This window comes from Bradyrhizobium sp. TM102 (genome assembly GCF_009176685.1).
GTDB classification, from domain to species: Bacteria; Pseudomonadota; Alphaproteobacteria; order Rhizobiales; family Xanthobacteraceae; genus Bradyrhizobium; species Bradyrhizobium ottawaense.
Genome location: NZ_AP021855.1, coordinates 6,156,223 through 6,175,222, shown reverse-complemented (window position 1 = coordinate 6,175,222; position 19,000 = coordinate 6,156,223). Strand labels below are relative to the sequence as shown.

The window sequence follows — 19,000 nt, the reverse complement described above, 5'->3', positions numbered from 1 at the left end:
AAACTCATCGGTGCAGCCACATGCGGATCGCAAGCAGCAATTGATCGGTGTTGACGGGTTTGGCGAGATAGTCGGACGCGCCGGCCTCCAGGCATTTTTCCCGGTCACCCTTCATCGCCTTGGCGGTCAGCGCGATGATCGGAAGGCGGGCGAAGGCCTGGTTTTCGCGAATGACGCCGATGGTCTGGTAGCCATCCATCTGCGGCATCATGATGTCCATCAGAACGATGGCGATCTCCGGATTGGATTCGACCAGGGTGACGGCTTCACGGCCGGTCGTGGCGGTCAGCACCTTCATGCCGCGCCGTTCCAGCACGCTCGACAGCGCGAAGATGTTGCGGGCGTCGTCGTCGACGAGCAGCGCGGTCTTGCCGATCAAATCCTCGTCGGAACTGTTCAGCTTCTCCAGCATGCGCTGCTTCTCGACCGGAAGCTCCGTGATCACGCGGTGCAGGAACAATGCGGTCTCGTCGAGCAGGCGCTCCGGCGATTCCACGCCCTTGACCACGATGCTGCGCGCCATGGTGTGGAGTTCCGCATCCTCCTCCGCCGAAAGCTCGCGGCCGGTGAAGACGACGACCGGGACGTTGGACAGCGCCTCGTCGTTGCGGATCTGGTCCAGCACCTCGAAACCGCTCATGTCGGGCAGCCTGAGGTCGAGCACCACGCAATCGCAGGGCGCCTCCCGCAGCGTCGAGAGCGCGCCGGCGCCGGTGTCCGTCGTCACGATCTCGATGTCGTCGTGGTGCAGCAGCTCGCGGATCGAAAGCTGCTCCGCCTCGTTGTCCTCGACGATCAGGAGCCGCTTGCGCCGCGGCCGTGCATACTCCTTGATCTGCGTCAGCGCGGCCGAGACGCCCTCGGTCGTCGTCGGCTTGTTGACGAAGGAGAACGCGCCACGCGCCAGCGCATGCTGGCGGTCCTCGTCGAGCGTGATGATCTGCACGGGGATGTGGCGGGTCAGCGGATTGTGCTTGAGCTGGCTCAGCACGGTCCAGCCGAGCATATCGGGCAGGAACACGTCGAGCGAGACTGCTCTCGGCTGGTATTGCTTGGCAAGCTCCAGCGCCTCCGCACCGCGGGCGGCGACCAGGACCTTGAATCCCTTGTCGCGCGCGAGGTCGACCAGTACACGCGCGTAATGCGGGTCGTCCTCGACGATCAGAAGGATGCTGTCGCCAGGCTCGAGGTTGAGCCGGTCGTCGGGAAGCTGCTCAATGACGCGCTGCTGCTCCGGCGCGGCGGCGGGCTGCAGCGCAGGCGGCTGATTGTTTTGCTGCGGCGCGGGTGCGGCGCGCGGTGCGAGCGTCGGGCCGGAATATTTGAGCGGCAGATACAGCGTGAACGACGAGCCCTTGCCCGGCGAGCTGCGCAGATGAATTTCGCCGCCGAGCAGGCTTGCCAATTCGCGACTAATCGCAAGCCCAAGGCCGGTGCCGCCATATTTCCGGCTGGTGCCGGCATCGGCCTGCTGGAACGCCTCGAAGATCAGCTTCTGTTTTTCCACGGGAATGCCGATGCCGGTGTCGGACACTTCGAGCGCGATCACCGCCGGCGCGGAGTTCAGCACCGGATGATCCGTTCCCCAGCCGCCGACCGCGGCGGTGACATTCAGGCGCACCTCGCCTTCCGCGGTGAACTTGAAGGCGTTGGAGAGCAGGTTCTTCAGGACCTGTTGCAGGCGCTTGGAGTCGGTGACGATGCTGCGTGGGAGGTTCGGATCGACGTCGATCTTGAACGAGAGATTGCGGTTGTCCGCCTCGTGCCGGAACGGCCGTCCGACGGTCTCCAGCAGGTTCGCGGTGAGGATTTCCTCGGCGTCGACCGTCACCGTGCCGGATTCGATCTTGGATAGATCCAGGATGTCGCTGATGAGATTGAGCAGATCGGTGCCGGCGCCGTGGATGGTGCGGGCGAATTCGACCTGCTTGGCCGAGAGGTTGCCGTCCGGATTGTCGGTGAGCTGCTGTCCAAGGATCAGGATCGAGTTCAGCGGCGTGCGCAGCTCGTGGCTCATATTGGCGAGGAATTCGGACTTGTACTTCGAGGTCAGCGCAAGCTCGGTCGCCTTTTCCTCGAGGGCGCGGCGGGCCTGCTCGATCTCCTGGTTCTTGCGCTCGACCTCGACGTTGCGCTCGGCGAGCTGCTGCGCCTTCTGCTCGAGCTGGTCGTTGGTCTGCTGCAATTCGCGCTGCTGGGTCTGGAGCTCGCCGGCAAGCTGCTGCGACTGCTTGAGCAGGCCTTCGGTCTGCATCGTCGCTTCGATCGAATTGAGCACGATGCCGATGGAGTCGGTGAGCTGCTCCAGGAACGTCATCTGCGAGGTCGTGAAGGAGACGAGCGAGGCGAGCTCGATCACGGCCTTGACCTGGCCCTCGAACAGCACCGGCAGCACGACGAGGTTCTTCGGCGCGACGCGGAACAGCGCCGAGTTGATCGGCACCACGTCGGATGGAATGTCGGCGACCACGCGCGGCCGCTTGTCGAGCGCGCACTGGCCGATCAGGCCGTCGCCGAACTGCAGCACGCGCTGATACGGATAGATGCCGTCGCTGGCGTAGGAGGCGAGCAGCAGGAGCTGCGGATTGTCCTCGCTCTCGATCTGATAGATCACGCCGGTATGGGCGTTCACCAGCGGCGACAGCTCGGTGAGCAAGAGCCGGCCGACGGTGGTGAGGTCGCGCTGGCCCTGCAGCATGTTGGTGAATTTGGCGAGGTTGGTCTTCAGCCAGTCCTGCTCGGTGTTCACGTCCGTCGTGAGACGGAGATTCGTGATCATCGTGTTGATGTTGTCTTTCAGCTCGGCGACTTCGCCGCGGGCATCGACCTGGATCGATCGCGTCAGGTCGCCCTTGGTGACGGCGGTCGCGACTTCGGCGATCGCGCGCACCTGCGAGGTGAGGTTGGCCGCCAGGAGGTTCACGTTGCCGGTGAGGTCCTTCCAGGTGCCGGCCGCGCCCGGCACGTTGGCCTGACCGCCGAGCCGGCCTTCGACGCCGACCTCGCGTGCCACCGACGTCACCTGGTCGGCGAAGGTGGCGAGCGTCTCGGTCATGTTGTTGATGGTGTCGGCGAGCGCAGCGACCTCGCCCTTCGATTTCACGGTGAGGTTCTGCTTGAGGTCGCCATTGGCGACCGCGGTCACCACCTTGACGATGCCGCGCACCTGCTCGGTCAGGTTTGCCGCCATGAAGTTGACGGTATCGGTGAGATCCTTCCAGGTGCCGGCGACGCCGGGCACCTGCGCTTGGCCGCCGAGCTTGCCCTCGGTGCCGACCTCGCGCGCCACGCGCGTGACTTCGCCGGCGAAGGCGTTGAGCTGGTCCACCATGGTGTTGATGGTGTTCTTCAGCTCGAGGATTTCGCCTTTCACGTCGACGGTGATCTTGCGCGACAAGTCGCCGCGCGCGACCGCCGTGGTCACTTCGGCGATGTTGCGGACCTGGGTGGTGAGGTTCGCGGCCAAGAGGTTGACGTTGTCGGTCAGATCCTTCCAGGTGCCGCCGACGCCGGGCACGACGGCCTGACCGCCGAGCCGGCCTTCGGTGCCGACCTCGCGCGCGACGCGCGTCACTTCGGCGGCGAAGGAGCGCAGCTGCTCGACCATGGTGTTCAAGGTGTCCTTGAGCAGCAGGATCTCGCCGCGCACGTCCACCGTGATCTTCTTCGACAGGTCGCCGCCTGCGATCGCGGTCGCGACCTCGGCGATGTTGCGGACCTGGGCCGTCAGGTTCGAGGCCATGAAGTTGACGTTGTCGGTGAGGTCCTTCCAGGTGCCGGCGACGCCGGGCACCTCGGCCTGTCCGCCGAGTTTGCCTTCGGTGCCGACCTCGCGCGCCACGCGCGTCACTTCGCCGGCGAAGCCGTTGAGCTGATCGACCATCGTATTGATGGTGTTCTTGAGCTCGAGGATTTCGCCCTTCACGTCGACGGTGATCTTGCGCGACAAGTCGCCGCGCGCGACGGCGGTGGTCACTTCGGCGATGTTGCGGACCTGGGCGGTGAGGTTGCCCGCCATCGAGTTCACGCTGTCGGTGAGATCCTTCCAGGTGCCGGCGACACCCGGCACGTTGGCCTGACCGCCGAGGCGGCCTTCGGTGCCGACCTCGCGCGCCACGCGCGTCACCTCGCCCGCGAAGCGGTTGAGCTGGTCGACCATCGTGTTCAGCGTGTCCTTGAGCTGCAGGATCTCGCCACGCACGTCCACGGTGATCTTGCGCGACAGGTCGCCGCCCGCGATCGCAGTCGCGACCTCGGCGATGTTGCGGACCTGGGCGGTGAGGTTGCCCGCCATCGAGTTCACGGAGTCGGTCAAGTCCTTCCAGGTGCCGGCAACGCCGGGCACGCCGGCCTGGCCGCCGAGCTTGCCGTCGGTGCCGACCTCGCGGGCGACGCGCGTGACTTCGCCGGCGAAGGCGTTGAGCTGGTCGACCATGGTGTTGAGCGTTTCCTTCAGCTGAAGGATTTCGCCCGACACGTTCACTGTGATCTTCTTCGACAAATCGCCCTTGGCGACCGCGGTCGCGACCTCGGCGATGTTGCGGACCTGGCCGGTGAGGTTCGAGGCCATCGAGTTGACGCTGTCGGTGAGGTCCTTCCAGGTGCCGCCGACGCCGCGCACGACGGCCTGGCCGCCGAGCTTGCCTTCGGTGCCGACCTCGCGCGCGACGCGCGTGACTTCGCCGGCGAAGGCGTTGAGCTGGTCCACCATGGTGTTGATGGTGTCCTTCAGCTCCAGGATCTCGCCGCGCACGTCCACCGTGATCTTCTTCGACAGATCGCCGCCGGCGACCGCGGTGGTCACCTCGGCGATGTTGCGAACCTGCGCGGTCAGGTTCGACGCCATCGAGTTGACGCTCTCGGTGAGGTCCTTCCAGGTGCCGGCGACGCCGAGCACGTTGGCCTGGCCGCCGAGCCGGCCCTCGGTGCCGACTTCGCGCGCCACGCGGGTCACTTCGCCGGCAAACGCGTTGAGCTGGTCGACCATGGTGTTGAGCGTCTCCTTCAGCTGAAGGATTTCGCCCGAGACGTTCACCGTGATCTTCTTCGAGAGGTCGCCGCTCGCGATGGCGGTGGCGACGTCGGCGATGTTGCGGACCTGCGCCGTCAGGTTCGAGGCCATGAAGTTGACGTTGTCGGTGAGATCCTTCCATGTGCCGGCAACGCCAGGCACCTGCGCCTGTCCGCCAAGCTTGCCTTCGGTGCCGACCTCGCGCGCGACGCGCGTCACTTCCGAGGCGAACGAGTTGAGCTGGTCCACCATGGTGTTGATGGTGTCCTTCAGCTCCAGGATCTCGCCGCGCACGTCCACCGTGATCTTGCGCGACAGGTCGCCGCGCGCCACGGCGGTGGTGACGTTGGCGATGTTGCGCACCTGTGCGGTCAGGTTGCCGCACATCGCGTTGACGGAGTCGGTGAGGTCCTTCCAGGTGCCGGCGACGCCGGGCACGATCGCCTGGCCGCCCAGCTTGCCGTCGGTACCGACCTCGCGCGCCACGCGCGTCACTTCTGAGGCGAAGGAGCGGAGCTGGTCCACCATCGTGTTGATGGCTTCCTTGAGCTGAAGGATCTCGCCGCGGACGTCGACCGTGATCTTCTTGGAGAGGTCGCCGTTGGCGACCGCGATCGTCACCTCGGCGATGTTGCGAACCTGGTTGGTCAGGTTGTTCGCCATCGAGTTGACGCTCTCGGTGAGGTCCTTCCAGACGCCGGTCACTTCCGGCACCTGGGCCTGGCCGCCGAGCTTGCCCTCGGTGCCGACCTCGCGCGCCACGCGCGTCACCTCGGAGGTGAACACGCCGAGCTGCTTGATCATGGTGTTGACGATGGTCGCCGACTGCAGGAATTCGCCCCGGAGCGGACGGCCGTCGACGTCGAGCTTGACGGTCTGGAGCAGGTCGCCTTGCGCCACCGCCGCGACCGCACGCGTCACCTCGCGGGTCGGCCACAGCAGGTCGTCGATCAGCGTGTTGACGGAGCCTTCCATGTCGGCCCAGGAGCCCGAGGCGAGGCCGAACTTCACGCGCTGGCGCGTTTTGCCTTCGCGGCCGACCACCTGGCCGACCAGCTCGAGCTGCTGCGCCATGCGCTGGTTGGCGGCGATGATTTCATTAAAAGTGTCGGCGATCTTGCCGTCGATGCCGAGATAGTCGCCGCTCATGCGGACGGAGAAATCGCCGCTGCGCATGGCCTGCAGGGCGAGCAGCAATTCGGCCCGGGAATCCGGATCCGATACACCGTTGGGCTTTGGCTTTGGGACGCGACGACCGGACCGTGATGCAGATCCGGGATCGAGGTCGCTCATACTGATTCCCCCGCAGGTGTCGGCCGAATCTATGGCCAGACGCGATTGGTCAACATAGAGCGTCAGCCAAATTCGAAATCAAGCGCCAACCTTGCGGCGCCAGCAAATGGAACCTGCTTTGCTCAGCCCGGCAAATATAACCACGATCCGCCGAATTGGTTCCATCCGAATTCGAAAAGGGCTGGCGTCCGCGATCCTGCGGCCCGCTCGTTCGTCCCCGCCACCCTTCGGAACGAGCGCCAACCCTCGCGGTTAGCCCGCAAAGACATGGAGAACGGATATGAAAGCAGGACTTGCCGCGATCGTCGTCGTGCTGTTTGCCGGGTCGGCCTTGGCGCAGGGCGGAGCGCCCAGCGGCCGCGGGGCGGTGACCGGCGATCCCGCCGCGAGCTCCGCCAGCCCGAGGGCGGATACTCCGACGACGGGGGCGGCGACCCGGTCGAACCCGAGCGGCAGCGGCACCTCGTCTTCGGGCGGCAAGGACGACAATGGGGATGCGGGCCGGGACCGGATGCCGGAGAGCGACCGCACCGTGCGACCGCAGAGCCAGCAACATCATCCGAACGACAAATAAATAGAGGGGGCTACTTGTCCGCCATGGTGCGCCCGGCGTCCTTGACCTGTGCGCGCAGCATCGGGAGCTGCTCGCGCGCAAACGTTGCGAGCGCCGCGTTATCGGGCGCCTTCAAATAGCGTTCGAGCAGGTCAATGGCCGATTCATATTCGGGAATCTGCGAGGCATAGAAGCTTCGGACGTAAGTCGGTCCGTCGGACGTTTCGGGCTCGACCAGGCCCGCGCTGACCGACGTCGTCTTGCCGATGCGCGGCTCCGCGCCGATCGCCTCCTGGATCTGCTTCAGCGCCTTGTCGCGCTTGGCCGCTTCCTCGGCACGCAAGGCGGCGAGGTTCTTGACCTCGGCGTTGCCCTTCAGATCGGTGCTCTCCAGGAGGCCCTGCTGGAAGCGGCTGAAATCATAAAGGCCGCTGATGACGTCGGTTGCGCTCGGAGGGCGGTCGCCAGACTTTCGTTCACCGGTGCTGTCGGCAAGCGCTGCGGTGCTGATGAATGCCAGGATGATCGCGACAAGAACTCGCATCGATATCAAACAGCCAATGGCGTGCGGAGTTCCCTGAACATTACGATCCGGCAAGCGGGTTGCGACCCGAGAGTTCCGTCCCCACGTCTTCAATATGAAACAGTCTGACATCTTCAGGGATAATGCCGACAACTGTCTTCAGCTCGCCGAGCGCGCCGAGGGACAACCCGCCCACAAGCGCTTTTCGCGCATGGCGGACGCCTGGACGGCGCTCGCCCACGAGCAGGATTGGCTCGACGGGGAAATTCCGCCTCTCGTAGTCCGTTTCCCTCAAAAGCGGGATGCGTGAGGGCTCTGCTTTTCGTGAATCCGCGTGTGAGACCGCTCACGGAATGCAAGCGACCAATCCAGGATGATCAGGGGACAGTCGATCGCGTTGGTTTTCGCTTCCAGAAGGAGGTTTTGTGATGGCTCCACGTCTGGCTCTTCTTTCACTCATTCTCGCCTTTGGTGTCTCGGTCGCGTTCGCGACGGTGACGACGGTGCGCCAGGTTCATCTGGGGAATGCGTCGGCTGCGGTCCACGCGGCGCACAGCTAGCGCCTCGCCGGAACATTCGACGCCGCAGTGCGTAAGCGCTTCGACACATCAGGAGAGGTGAAAGCACATCATGGCCCATTCCGACCACGGCATCGTCAAGGACAAACGGGCGGAGGAACAGCCGCGCGACAAGCAGCGCGCACAGTCCGTGCACAAGACGGATCCGCAAAAGACGGGTTCGAAAGGCTCGCCGTCGCGGGAGGCGACGCGCGATCCCAAGCTCAACGACAACAGCAAGACGCCGGGCTCCGGCATGACGCCGGACGATTCCGGCGACGCGCCGAGCGGCTAGACGCAACGGTCAGCGCGAGGAACGAATCCTCGCGCGACGCGTCGACAGGTTGCTCCCGGTTGTCACGCCCCCGGTGCGCCGGAAGCAATCTCCAAGACGGCCCTGGCACGCCCCGTGCCGGGGTCGTTTGCTTATGAACGGCTCCTGTGGGTCAGCCCCCGGTGCCGTTCTCGGGATCCTCCTGCGTATGCCCGTCGGGCCCGCGGCCGAAAACGCCGAAGCTGCTCGACTTCACACCCGCAGCCGCGTCGACGCCGACGGCGGCCAATCCGAACTTGAGCAGTTCGCGGACCGCTGCCGCCCGCGTCGGCATGCGATGTTTGAACCGGAAATCGTCAACGGCGGCCAACTCTTCCGGCGTGAGCATGACCTGTAGGCGCTCGGCGCGAAGGTCGTTCATGGTCGATCACACAAATTGAGCAGGTTGAGTAGGTTACTCAACGAACCAACTTGGCGGGAGTTCCACAAGAGTCGAGAAAGACGCCGAATGAGTAAGAAAATATAACAAAATCAATGATTTATTATTGAAACGACTCCGGCGGTGGCGCATTCTCATGGAAAGGGAGAGAAGCCATGACGGACGAAGTCAGGTTGCCTCGCAAGCTTTCCGAAGAGCCGGAAGCCCCCAAGCCGGTGCGTCCCAGCCACCAGAAGGTCATCGAACAAGTCGAGCGCTGGGCCAACAGCCCGGGACTGCAGCCACCGAGGACGGAAGATGCGAAGACGATCTGAGCCACATACATTCGAACAGCGTCTCGGGGCGCAGAAGCTGCGGCTCGAGCATGAACTGTCGGGCCTGCCGGACGGCCGCCAGCGCGAAATTGTTCTTGCGCGCATCGATCAGCTTCAGACGGCCGCCGAGATGTACGGCTTTCTGATGCTACGGGAAGAGGCCGCGGCCCCTCGCTGATGGCCCCATGCGTTTGGTCTGCACGGTCCTCGAGGTGATGCGAAGCTTTCGCCGCAGCCACCAAGCCGACACCGACACGGCCGCCCATACCAGGATGGCGGCGACGAATGCGCCGATCACGGTTGTCGAAACCACGAGATAAAAGACTGCAGCGAACGCTGCGAGACCGATGCTCCCAAGGCCGGCACCGGCGGCATCGAGCGCTGCGGCCTGCTGCCCGCGTCTGTCTCCGCTGAGGCCGGCCTTTTCCTTGGCGCGGCGCTCATGGCTTTCGATCAGCGTTGCACTGGCGCAGAAGATGGCGGGGAGCGCGAGGAAGAGGCCGCCGACGGAGACGCCGAAACCTGTGGTCACGGCTCCCGCGAGGACCGTCGCCAGTCCGCCGAGCAGAAAGCGGATACCGTACTCGTACCACCGAGTCTGTTTCAGCGCCGATGCAGACATCTTGACCAGCATCAGGCAGCACCTCCGAAACCCGCGAGCAGAGCGAAGGCGACGACGAGCCATGCGGCAAAAGCGAGAATGGTGGCTGGCAGTGCGGAGAAATGAAACCTCATCAGGAGATGGCAGACGACGATGCTGTAGCAGCCGAGTGCGATGGCACCATAGATCATCGTCCAGCTTTCGGCGGCGACATATTGCGGGCCGTGCTGGACGACGGCGATGCTGAGGGTGGCCAGAGCGACCGACGGCGCCGCGCCGAGCAGTCCGGCAAAGCTCTTCGGCCGCAGCATGTCGCCCAGGATGGAGAAGGCAGAGACGATCAGGCCGCCGGCGATGAAGCGCAGGAGATATTCGGTCATGGCCGTGTCCGTGAGGCCTTGGACCGCCGCTTCGCCAGCGTGAACGGCCTGAACAGTCGCTCGACGGCGACGCCGAGCGTGAAACCGGCCACCACATCGCTGGCCCAATGCGCCAGCACCACGATGCGCGTCAACGATAGCGCCACGGCAACGAAGCGGACCGCCTGACGCCGGGCAGGCGGCAACAGGTCGGCCGCCGAGGCGAGGGCGCCCATGTGCACGGCGTGACCGGAGGGAAATGCGTCGCGTGATCGCCCCGAGAAGGGGACGCCGCGCCAGTGGCCGGCGACCGTCAGCCGGTCCGGCCTGGTCTGATCGAACACGGATTTGAGGACATGCGGCAGCACGGCTGTCGCCAGCGAGACCATGAGAATGTGATCTGCAACGCGACGCTGCTGCGGTTGCCGCAGCCGGGTGTAGAGCCATCCCGCGGCGGCGAGCGCGATGAGCACATGCTCGTCGGCGCCCCAGGTCAATGTCTGGGCCGCATGCTCGAGGCCGGAGTTGGTGTGGTGCGCGATCTCGTTCGCGATCGCCGTATCGATCCGGGTGGGTTTGACTGTTACGAGCGCCATCGGTCCGCAGGCGAGATGTTCTTCATGACAAATTTGTAAAGCCCGGAATCAACGAAGGTTCCTGAGTTCGGCCGCGTCGGCACCAGGCCCGCGGGGCGCCGGCCAAGCCGGCGCCCTCGTTCGAGGTTTACTTCGCCTGGCCGACGCTCGGCGCCTTGCCGAGCTCCTTGGCCATGTCGAGATGGTGCTTGAGCGCCGGCAGAGTCTTGCCGGCCCAATCCTTCAGCGCCGAATTGTCGCCGCCCTTGGCGTAGCGCTCGAACAGCGACACGGCATCCTCATGGGCGCTCACCTGGTAGGAATTGTAGTCCGAGCTGAAGTCCTTGCCATTCGCGCTCTTGAGCTTGTCGAGCTTGCTCTGGTGCGAGCTGTCGAGCGCCGTCGGAAGGGTCGCCTGCACCTTGCCGTCACCGACGAGACCCTTGAGCTCGGTGCTGGTCTTGGTGTGGTCGGTCACCATCTGCTGCGCGAAGCTCTTCTCCTGCGCGTTGCCCTTTTGCGTAGCGAGCTTGCTCGACTCGATCTCGAACATGTCGCTGATGGCGACCTGCTTGACGAAGTCGGTAGTCGTTGGCGCGACACCGAGCGCCGAATTGACGCCGGTCTTCTCGCCAAGAGATTGGGCGAGCGCGGGCCCTGCGACAAGCACGCAGGCAAGGCGATGATGGTACGTTTCATGTTCGGTCCCTCCGAGTGGGCGCGCGGCCTCTTGCCGCGCGATATTGCGCCGATCAACACGTCGTATGCGCCGAGGTTCCTAACGACTAATCCGCCGGATTCCGCCCGGTGCGCGGATTGATGGGATCGGTCGGCTTGCGTCGCAGCCGCTCGGGGAGAAACGGCTCGGCGGCGACGGCCGTGGCTTCGGCACGCACATCGGCATGGCGCTGCGCGCGCTCGTGCGGAGTCTTGTTGTCGTTGAAATGGTACTTCACATCGACGCCATCGACGGGATCGTTGACGCCGTGCTGGATGTCGCGAAAGTCGCTCATGGTTGACCTCATTGCTTTCCGGGCAGGATCGTTTCGAGCACCTGCCGCGCTGCTCCCTTGATCATCCCGCTCTCGTTCGGATCGCCCTTCAAGAGGGCGAGCGAGAAGTTCTTGGCCTGCTGAAGCGTGATATGCGGCGGCAGCGGCGGCACTTCGGGATCGGTCTTCACCTCCAGCACGACGGGCATCTCGCTTGCCAGCGCCTGCTCCCAGGCCGAGCCGAGCAGCTGTGGGGTGTCGACGAAGATGCCGCGCAGGCCGATGAGCTCGGCGAAGCGTGAATAGGAGACGTCGGGAATGCGCTGCGAGGCTTCGAATTTGGGGTCGCCGTTGATGATGCGCTGCTCCCAGGTCACCTGGTTGAGGTCCTCGTTGTTGAAGACGCAGACGACGAAGCGCGGGTCGCGCCAGGAGCGCCAGTATTTCGCGGCGGTGATCAATTCGGCCATGTTGTTCATCTGCATCGCGCCGTCGCCGACCAGCGCGATCACCGGACGGTCCGGATGGGCGTATTTGGCGGCGAGCGCATAGGGCACCGCGGCGCCCATCGAGGCGAGGCCGCCGGAGAGCGAGGCCGTCATGCCGCGGCGCATCTTCAGGTCGCGGGCGAACCAATTGGCGCAAGAGCCGGAATCGCTGGTGATGATCGCACGGTCGGGCAGGCGCGGGGACAATTCCCAGGCGACGAGCTGCGGATTGACGGGCGCCGCCGGCTGATGTGCCCGGCCATCCAGCGTCTTCCACCATGTCGCGACGTCAGCTTCGATACTTTGGCGCCAGGCGCCGTCGCTCTTGGGCTTCAGCCGCGGCAACAGAGCGCGCAGCGTCTCGGCGGCATCGCCCACGAGGCCGACCTCCATGGGAAAGCGGATCGACATCATGCCGGCGTCGATGTCGATCTGCACGCCGCGGGCCGCGCCTTCCTTCGGCAGGAACTCGGCATAGGGGAAGGCAGAGCCGACCATCAGCAGCGTGTCGCACTCCATCATCATGTTGTAGCTGGGCTCGGTGCCGAGCAGGCCGATCGAGCCGGTGACCCACGGCAGGTCGTCGGGCAGCGCGGCCTTGCCGAGCAGCGCCTTGGCGCAGCCGGCCGAGAGCCGGTCAGAGACGGCGATCACCTCGTCGGTTGCGCCAAGGGCGCCGGCGCCGACGAGCATCGCGACCTTCTTGCCGGCATTGAGCACTTCCGCGGCGCGATCGAGATCGGCCTCACGTGGCATGATGCTGGGCGCGCTATAACCAATGCCGGAATGCAGCGTGCCGTGTGCACGTGGCGGGCTCTCGAAAGCTTCTTCCTGCAGGTCGTTGGGCAGGATGATCACGGTCGGGGCCCGCCGCGCCAGCGCGATCCGCACGGCTCGGTCGATCAAGTGTCGCACTTGCGCAGGCGAGGATGCCTGCATGACGTAGGCACCGGCGACGTCCTTGAACATGGAGAGAAGGTCGATCTCCTGCTGATAGTGCCCGCCGAGAGCGTTGCGGGCCTGCTGGCCGACAATCGCCAGCACCGGCTGGTGATCGAGCAGCGCATCGTAGAGCCCGGTGATGAGATGCGAGGCACCCGGGCCCGAGGTCGCGATGCAGACGCCGAGCTGCCCTGAGAATTTTGCGTAGGCGCTGGCCATGAATGCCGCCATCTCCTCGTGCCGCGCCTGCACGAAGCCGATCTCGCCTTCCTTGCCTTGGGCCCGGTTCATCGCGCCGAACACGCCGTTGATGCCGTCGCCGGGATAGCCAAAGATGTGCCGCACGCCCCATTGATGCAGACGCTGGACGATGAAGTCGGAGACGGTCTGGGACATCGCGCGTGGCTCTCGGTTGTGCGTGAAGTTCAGAGAACGGCTCCTTCCCTGCGATGTTCCTGGTCCACTTCCGGGAACATCGGCGCCGGAACGATCGCTTGCTCATCCGGTTGATTCACATTGGCTGAGTGGAGGATTGAGATGCTGAATCAAGGCGAGCTGGGCCGCAGCGAGATGGGACGGCTGATCGGCAGCGACAAGGTCGAGGGAACGTCGGTTTACGGCGCCGACCGCAACCGGATCGGTTCGATCGAACGCGTGATGATCGACAAGGTCAGCGGCAGGGTGTCCTACGCCGTGCTTGGCTTCGGCGGATTCCTGGGCCTCGGCAACGACCACTACCCGTTGCCCTGGCAGTCGCTGAAATACGACACGGAGCTTGGCGGGTATGTCACCGGCATCACCACCAAGGAACTGGAAGGGGCGCCGAAATATGGCGAACGAAGCGATTGGAACTGGGGTGATGATGCCGCGGTGCGCGGCATCAACTCCTATTATGGTGTTCCCTTTGCTTGACGTTCACGGAAAGGGAGATCGATGAGCAAGGAACGGCCTAACGACGATCCCCGGCAGCAGAACGATTGGGGTTCGCACCGGCAGACGGACAAGCCCTGGAAGGGCAATCCGGAGAAGGAGCAGGGATCGGACGAGGAGAAGCCCGATCTCGAGAAATGGCACGAGACGAAGACGCACTGAGACAGGCGGGCTTCCCGTGAGACGTCAGAGACGAGCGCGGCACGCACTGTGCCGCGCTTCTTTTTGAGCCGGCGTTCACGAATGGCAGCGGGGCCCTCGCGAGGTGTGGGCCTCGGGGATCCTCGAAATGGAGATCCACCGTCGGAGAGAAATGGTGACCGCGGCGCAAAAGTCCGGCTAGACTGAACCCGATCTGAGCAAATTCCGGGAGGCGAATTAAGTGAAGACCGCGATCACCGAGCTGTTCGGCATCGAGCACCCCATCATCCAGGGCGGCATGCATTTCGTCGGCTTTGCCGAGCTGGCCGCCGCCGTGTCGAATGCCGGCGGGCTCGGCATCATCACCGGCCTAACGCAGAAGACGCCGGAATTGCTCGCCAAGGAGATCGCGCGCTGCCGCGACATGACCGACAAGCCGTTCGGCGTGAACCTCACCTTCCTGCCGACCTTCGCGGCGCCGCCCTATCCGGAATACATCGCGGCCATCGTCGAGGGTGGCATCAAGGCGGTGGAGACGGCCGGCCGCAGCCCCGAACAATACATGCCGGCGCTGAAGGCGGCGGGCATCAAGGTCATCCACAAATGCACCTCGGTGCGTCACTCACTCAAGGCCGAGCGGATCGGCTGCGATGCCGTCAGCGTCGACGGCTTCGAGTGCGGCGGTCATCCCGGCGAGGACGACATTCCCAACATGATCCTGCTGCCGCGCGCGGCGGAGGAATTGAAGATCCCCTTCGTCGCCTCCGGCGGCATGGCGGACGGGCGCAGCCTCGTCGCGGCATTGTCGCTGGGTGCCGCCGGCATGAACATGGGCACGCGCTTCATCGCCACCAAGGAAGCGCCCGTGCATCAGAACGTGAAGAATGCGCTGGTCGCCGCGACCGAGCTCGACACCCGCCTGATCATGCGCAGCCTGCGCAACACCGAGCGCGTGCTGAGGAACGCCAATGTCGATCGCCTGATCGAGATCGAGCGCGAGAAGGGCGACAAGCTGAAGATCGACGACATCCACGATCAGGTCGCGGGCGTCTATCCCAGGATCATGCTGGAGGGACAGATGGACGCCGGCGCGTGGAGCTGCGGCATGGTCGCCGGCCTGATCCACGACATCCCCTCCTGCAAGGAACTCGTCGATCGGATCATGACCGAGGCGGAACAGATCATCCGTAGCCGTTTGATGGGGTTCCTGGATGGGACGGGGGCGACGCGAAAGGTCGCTTGACACCGCTAAACTTCTTAACCACGGCGGCACTTGGCCGCTGGAATCGCAAGCGAGGCCTCCTAAATAAGGATAAAATATCCCTTTCAAAATCAATTTCAGGAGGCGTCCGTGGTCCTGAAAAGCATTCCTTTTGCAGTTGCCGTTGCCCTCGTGATCGCATGGGGCGGCTTCGCGCGCGCTGACGACTACAAGCCAGACGAATATCTCGGCCTCGATCTCTCCAAGGCCGTGCTGTCGCCGAAACGTCTCGGGCCCGAGACGCACTTCGCTCCGGTTGCGCTGGAAGCGCGCGGCGGCAATGAGGCGCAGGCCCGCGCCGCACCCGTCGACGCGCCGAAGAAGGTTGCGGCCGAACGCGTCCGTGCGGCCGAGCCGAAGGTTGCGCACGCCAGGCCTGCCCAGCCGCGCGGCGCAGCCCGGACCAAACTCGCGCATCGCCACGGCAATCCGCTGGATGCGCAGGCGAGGGATACCCGCATCCAAACCTGGCCGTGCCGCTCCGGCGGCATCTGCAACTGGCAGCGTTAACCCGGTCTGAGCGCGTCATCGGCGCGTCGCAAAACCGTAGGCGCGGGGTCAAGAAACCGTAAGGGTAGGAGTCAAGGAGCGCAGGCACCTTCCGTCGCGATTCGACGAAGGTTTCCTGAATGGCAACGCTCCGCGCTTCGCGCGCATGGACCCGGCGGCAATTCCTGGTCCGCTCGACCTCCAGCCTCGCCGTCGCCTCGCTCGGCACGCTCGCAACGCCACACCTCAGCCGCGCCGCCGATCGGCCGCAGATCGCGGGCGGTATCCAGTCCGGCGACGTCTCTGGGGACTCCGCCGTGATCTGGGCGCGCGCCGACCGCCCCGCGCGGATGCAGGTGGAATGCTCGACCGTCGAGAGCTTCGAGACCATCATCGCGTCAGCTTCGCGCGACGCTCTGCTTGATGCGGATTTCACCGCAAAGCTGCTGCTGAACGATCTGCCGCCCGGCCAGGATATCTTCTACCGCGTGCGCTTCGACGACATCGCGGCCGGCATTGCCGGCGAAAGCCGCGTCGGCCATTTCCGCACCGCGCCGGCCGCGGGCCGGTCGATCTCGTTCGTGTGGTCCGGGGATGTCGCGGGGCAGGGCTGGGGCATCGACGTTTCGCGCGGCGGCTATCGCAGCTATCGCACCATGCTCGATAACCGTCCGGATTTCTTCATCCACTCCGGCGATCACATCTACGCCGACTGCACGGTTCCTTCCGAGCAGAGGCTGCCGAACGGCGAGATCTGGCGCAACCTCGTGACCGAGGAAAAGTCCGAGGTCGCGCACACGCTGGCGCAGTTTCGCGGCAATTACAGATACAACCATCTCGACGAGAATTTTCGCGCCTTCCACGCCGAGGTGCCGATGTTCGCGCAATGGGACGACCACGAGGTCACCAACGACTGGTCACCGGCCGGCAGCCATGACGAGGCCGGTTATGAGGACGACGGCACCCCGCGCCTGGTCGCGCGCGCCCGCCGCGCCTTCTTCGACTTCATGCCGATCCGCGACCTCGGCGCGCGGCAAGGCCGGGTCTATCGCAAGATCGCCTACGGCCCGCTGCTGGACGTCTTCATGATCGACATGCGCAGCTATCGCGACGACAGCTGGAACAAGGGCGGCGATCACCGCGGCTGGATTTTGGGTGCCGAGCAACTCGCCTGGCTGAAGCGCGAGCTCGCGGCCTCGCGCGCGACCTGGAAGGTGATTGCGGCCGATTTGCCGATCGGCCTGGTCAGCCTGGATGCCGTCGCGCTTGGTGATGGGCCGCCCGACCGGCGCGAGCACGAGATCGCCGACCTTCTGGCCTCCATCAAGCGCGCCGGCGTGCGCAATATCGTCTGGCTGACCGCCGACATGCATTACACCGCCGCGCATTATTACGATCCCGGCAAGGCGCAGTTTCAAGACTTCGAGCCGTTCTGGGAGTTCGTCTCCGGCCCGCTGCACGCCGGCACCTGGGGCCCGGGCGAGCTCGACAACACCTTTGGTCCGGTCGCGATGTACCAGAACGGCTGTAGCGCGGCGCAGGGCGAGAATTTGGCGCCGTGTTTCGGACTGCAATTCTTCGGCCGCGTCGACATCGACGGTGCCAGCGGCGTGATGACTGTGACGCTGAAAGACGTCGACAATCGCGACCTCTGGTCGGTCGATCTCGAACCGCAGCCGCAGGCGCGACCTGCCGTGGTGGCGCAGCATTCGTGAGGGGCGGGGCGATTATGAGCCCAGTTGTCATGGCCGGGCTCGTCCCGGGCATGACGTCTGAGAGGAATCGTGCGTGCAATGCTAACCCGATCTTGATTGGCCGCGCTGCCCATGCCGGGCTATGCTCCTCACTCCCGCCACCTCTTTTCCATCACCGAAGAGTCTGCCCACGCGGCAACGCCGCGTGCATCCAGCGGGTTGAACGACGTCAGGAGCCTGTTCATGGACAATCTGAAGACCCAGGGCATCAGCATGCCCAAGCTCGGCCTCGGCACCTTCCGCATGCAGGGCGATGCCTGCCGCGCCGCAGTCGAGAGCGCGCTGTCGATCGGCTATCGCCACATCGACACCGCCGAGATGTACGCCAACGAAGAATCCATCGGCGCTGCCCTTGCCGCGGCTCGCCTGCCGCGCGGCGAGCTGCACGTCACGACCAAGGTCTGGCATGAGAACCTCGGCCCCGACGCGATCCGCCGCGCCTTCGATACCAGCCTGAACAAGCTCAGGCTCGATCATGTCGATCTCTATCTCGTGCACTGGCCGTCGAAGGCGGCGAACTGGGGTGCGGTGTTCGAGACATTGATGAAGCTGAAGCAGGAGGGGCGCACGCGGGCGATTGGCGTTGCCAATTTCACCACGGCGCTGCTCAAGACCGTGGTCGAGGACATCAGGGCGCCGATCGCCTGCAACCAGATCGAATATCACGCAATGCTCGATCAATCGAAGGTGCTGACCTATCTCGCCGCGAAGTCGATCCCGCTGGTGGCCTATTGTCCGCTCGCGCAAGGGCGCATTGCCTCGGAGCCGGTGCTGGCCGAGATCGGCGCCAGGCACAACGCAACCGCTGCGCAGGTGGCGCTGAAATGGCTGCTCGACCAGGACGGCGTCGCCGCGATTCCGAAGGCCTCGCGCCGGGAGAGCCAGCAAGCCAATCTCGATGCGCTGAAAATCACGCTCGACGATGCCGACCGCAACAAGATCGCGGCGCTGCCAAAGGACCGCCGCTGCGTCAATCCGGGCTTCGCGCCGGCGTGGGATTAGCTTCGTCAACACGCCCTGCGAACGCAGAATAATCGTAGGGTGGGCAAAGGCGCCCTTGCGCCGTGCCCACCACTTCTCCTTGATCACTACGGAAGCGGTGGGCACGCTTCCGCCGTCGCTCCTCGAGCTATGGCGGACAAGTCGCTTTGCCCACCCTACAAGACTGCGCGCAAGAGAAATGGCCCCGTGAGGGGCCATTTCCATATGCGCTCTGCATTAGTCCCAGTTGTGATGGCGATGGCTGCGCTTGATCACCACGACCTTGTCGCGATGATGGCCGCGATGCCAGCCGTAATCGCGATGGCCGCGGAATTCGGCGCGAGCGCCGTACGGCCCGTGATGATGGTGGTGGTAGCCGCCGCGCTTGATCACCACCGTCTCTGCGTTCGCCAGCGTCGGCGCCGCGATCACGAGCGCACCCAGGGCCGCAACCACATAACCAAGCTTCTTCATGATGTCCTCCTCCAATCGAATGCACATTTAAACCGCGCATTGGCGCGAA

General features: G+C 64.7%; 21 protein-coding genes and 1 pseudogene. 12 read left to right on the top strand and 10 right to left on the bottom strand.

Going from position 1 to position 19,000, the window contains the following annotated elements; all coding sequences use genetic code 11:
- Window positions 1-4: 4 nt before the first annotated feature.
- Complete coding sequence (locus GDN70_RS29290) at window positions 5-6,304, bottom strand: HAMP domain-containing protein (protein ID WP_028144047.1); 6,300 nt, start codon at window positions 6,302-6,304, stop codon at window positions 5-7.
- Between the two features lie 280 nt (window positions 6,305-6,584).
- Between GDN70_RS29290 and GDN70_RS35230 the strand changes: the two genes are divergently transcribed.
- Window positions 6,585-6,878: a hypothetical protein gene (locus GDN70_RS35230; RefSeq protein WP_028144046.1), complete on the top strand. Its 294-nt coding sequence runs from the start codon at window positions 6,585-6,587 to the stop codon at window positions 6,876-6,878.
- A gap of 10 nt (window positions 6,879-6,888) precedes the next feature.
- Here the strand turns inward: GDN70_RS35230 and GDN70_RS29280 are convergent, their stop codons facing one another.
- On the bottom strand, window positions 6,889-7,401 hold the full coding sequence (locus GDN70_RS29280) for a DUF4142 domain-containing protein (protein ID WP_028144045.1): 513 nt from the start codon (window positions 7,399-7,401) through the stop codon (window positions 6,889-6,891).
- Between the two features lie 94 nt (window positions 7,402-7,495).
- Between GDN70_RS29280 and GDN70_RS29275 the strand changes: the two genes are divergently transcribed.
- From GDN70_RS29275 to GDN70_RS29270, 3 genes are all read left to right on the top strand, one after another.
- Window positions 7,496-7,690 (top strand): hypothetical protein, encoded by a 195-nt coding sequence (locus GDN70_RS29275; RefSeq protein ID WP_028144044.1) that lies wholly within the window; start codon window positions 7,496-7,498, stop codon window positions 7,688-7,690.
- A 118-nt stretch (window positions 7,691-7,808) separates the two neighbouring features.
- Window positions 7,809-7,940, top strand: a complete 132-nt coding sequence (locus GDN70_RS35725; RefSeq protein ID WP_256379439.1) for a hypothetical protein — start codon at window positions 7,809-7,811, stop codon at window positions 7,938-7,940.
- A gap of 70 nt (window positions 7,941-8,010) precedes the next feature.
- Window positions 8,011-8,232, top strand: a complete 222-nt coding sequence (locus tag GDN70_RS29270; protein WP_028144043.1) for a hypothetical protein — start codon at window positions 8,011-8,013, stop codon at window positions 8,230-8,232.
- Between the two features lie 151 nt (window positions 8,233-8,383).
- Here GDN70_RS29270 and GDN70_RS29265 read toward each other — a convergent pair whose 3' ends face one another.
- A complete protein-coding gene (locus GDN70_RS29265; RefSeq protein ID WP_028144042.1) occupies window positions 8,384-8,632 on the bottom strand; it encodes a hypothetical protein in 249 nt (82 codons plus the stop codon).
- A gap of 173 nt (window positions 8,633-8,805) precedes the next feature.
- Between GDN70_RS29265 and GDN70_RS35225 the strand changes: the two genes are divergently transcribed.
- Together GDN70_RS35225 and GDN70_RS29260 are read left to right on the top strand one after the other, a co-directional pair.
- Window positions 8,806-8,964 carry a hypothetical protein gene (locus tag GDN70_RS35225; RefSeq protein WP_018321736.1) on the top strand — a complete coding sequence of 53 codons (159 nt, stop codon included), beginning with the start codon at window positions 8,806-8,808 and terminating at the stop codon, window positions 8,962-8,964.
- On the top strand, window positions 8,948-9,142 hold the full coding sequence (locus GDN70_RS29260; RefSeq protein ID WP_038972658.1) for a hypothetical protein: 195 nt from the start codon (window positions 8,948-8,950) through the stop codon (window positions 9,140-9,142). The genes GDN70_RS35225 and GDN70_RS29260 overlap by 17 nt, the downstream gene beginning before the upstream one ends.
- Here GDN70_RS29260 and GDN70_RS29255 read toward each other — a convergent pair.
- From GDN70_RS29255 to GDN70_RS29230, 6 genes and pseudogenes are all read right to left on the bottom strand, one after another.
- Window positions 9,113-9,598: a hypothetical protein gene (locus GDN70_RS29255; protein ID WP_038972659.1), complete on the bottom strand. Its 486-nt coding sequence runs from the start codon at window positions 9,596-9,598 to the stop codon at window positions 9,113-9,115. The genes GDN70_RS29260 and GDN70_RS29255 overlap by 30 nt on opposite strands.
- Entirely contained in the window at window positions 9,598-9,945 is a 348-nt protein-coding gene (locus tag GDN70_RS29250; protein ID WP_028144041.1) for a DUF3147 family protein, read from the bottom strand. Before GDN70_RS29250 ends, GDN70_RS29255 begins: the two co-directional genes overlap by 1 nt.
- On the bottom strand, window positions 9,942-10,520 hold the full coding sequence (locus GDN70_RS29245; protein ID WP_028144040.1) for a phosphatase PAP2 family protein: 579 nt from the start codon (window positions 10,518-10,520) through the stop codon (window positions 9,942-9,944). The genes GDN70_RS29250 and GDN70_RS29245 overlap by 4 nt, the downstream gene beginning before the upstream one ends.
- Window positions 10,521-10,647: 127 nt before the next feature.
- A pseudogene (locus tag GDN70_RS29240) lies at window positions 10,648-11,198 on the bottom strand (DUF4142 domain-containing protein).
- A gap of 86 nt (window positions 11,199-11,284) precedes the next feature.
- On the bottom strand, window positions 11,285-11,512 hold the full coding sequence (locus GDN70_RS29235; protein WP_028144038.1) for a hypothetical protein: 228 nt from the start codon (window positions 11,510-11,512) through the stop codon (window positions 11,285-11,287).
- 8 nt (window positions 11,513-11,520) lie between these two features.
- A complete protein-coding gene (locus tag GDN70_RS29230; RefSeq protein WP_152103356.1) occupies window positions 11,521-13,317 on the bottom strand; it encodes a thiamine pyrophosphate-requiring protein in 1,797 nt (598 codons plus the stop codon).
- Window positions 13,318-13,458: 141 nt separating this feature from the next.
- On the opposite strand from GDN70_RS29230, the gene GDN70_RS29225 reads away from it, so the two are divergent.
- From GDN70_RS29225 to GDN70_RS29205, 6 genes are all read left to right on the top strand, one after another.
- Window positions 13,459-13,833: a PRC-barrel domain-containing protein gene (locus tag GDN70_RS29225; protein WP_028144036.1), complete on the top strand. Its 375-nt coding sequence runs from the start codon at window positions 13,459-13,461 to the stop codon at window positions 13,831-13,833.
- A gap of 21 nt (window positions 13,834-13,854) precedes the next feature.
- Window positions 13,855-14,013 (top strand): hypothetical protein, encoded by a 159-nt coding sequence (locus GDN70_RS35220; RefSeq protein ID WP_018321727.1) that lies wholly within the window; start codon window positions 13,855-13,857, stop codon window positions 14,011-14,013.
- 220 nt (window positions 14,014-14,233) lie between these two features.
- Window positions 14,234-15,235 (top strand): nitronate monooxygenase family protein, encoded by a 1,002-nt coding sequence (locus tag GDN70_RS29220; RefSeq protein WP_038972660.1) that lies wholly within the window; start codon window positions 14,234-14,236, stop codon window positions 15,233-15,235.
- Window positions 15,236-15,343: 108 nt separating this feature from the next.
- The gene (locus tag GDN70_RS29215; RefSeq protein WP_152103355.1) at window positions 15,344-15,763 is read left to right on the top strand and encodes a hypothetical protein; all 420 of its coding nucleotides are present in this window, start codon (window positions 15,344-15,346) and stop codon (window positions 15,761-15,763) included.
- A gap of 119 nt (window positions 15,764-15,882) precedes the next feature.
- On the top strand, window positions 15,883-17,457 hold the full coding sequence (locus tag GDN70_RS29210) for an alkaline phosphatase (protein ID WP_038950577.1): 1,575 nt from the start codon (window positions 15,883-15,885) through the stop codon (window positions 17,455-17,457).
- Between the two features lie 222 nt (window positions 17,458-17,679).
- Window positions 17,680-18,498 (top strand): aldo/keto reductase, encoded by an 819-nt coding sequence (locus GDN70_RS29205; protein WP_038950576.1) that lies wholly within the window; start codon window positions 17,680-17,682, stop codon window positions 18,496-18,498.
- Between the two features lie 216 nt (window positions 18,499-18,714).
- Here GDN70_RS29205 and GDN70_RS29200 read toward each other — a convergent pair whose 3' ends face one another.
- On the bottom strand, window positions 18,715-18,951 hold the full coding sequence (locus GDN70_RS29200; RefSeq protein WP_038950575.1) for a hypothetical protein: 237 nt from the start codon (window positions 18,949-18,951) through the stop codon (window positions 18,715-18,717).
- Window positions 18,952-19,000 lie beyond the last annotated feature (49 nt).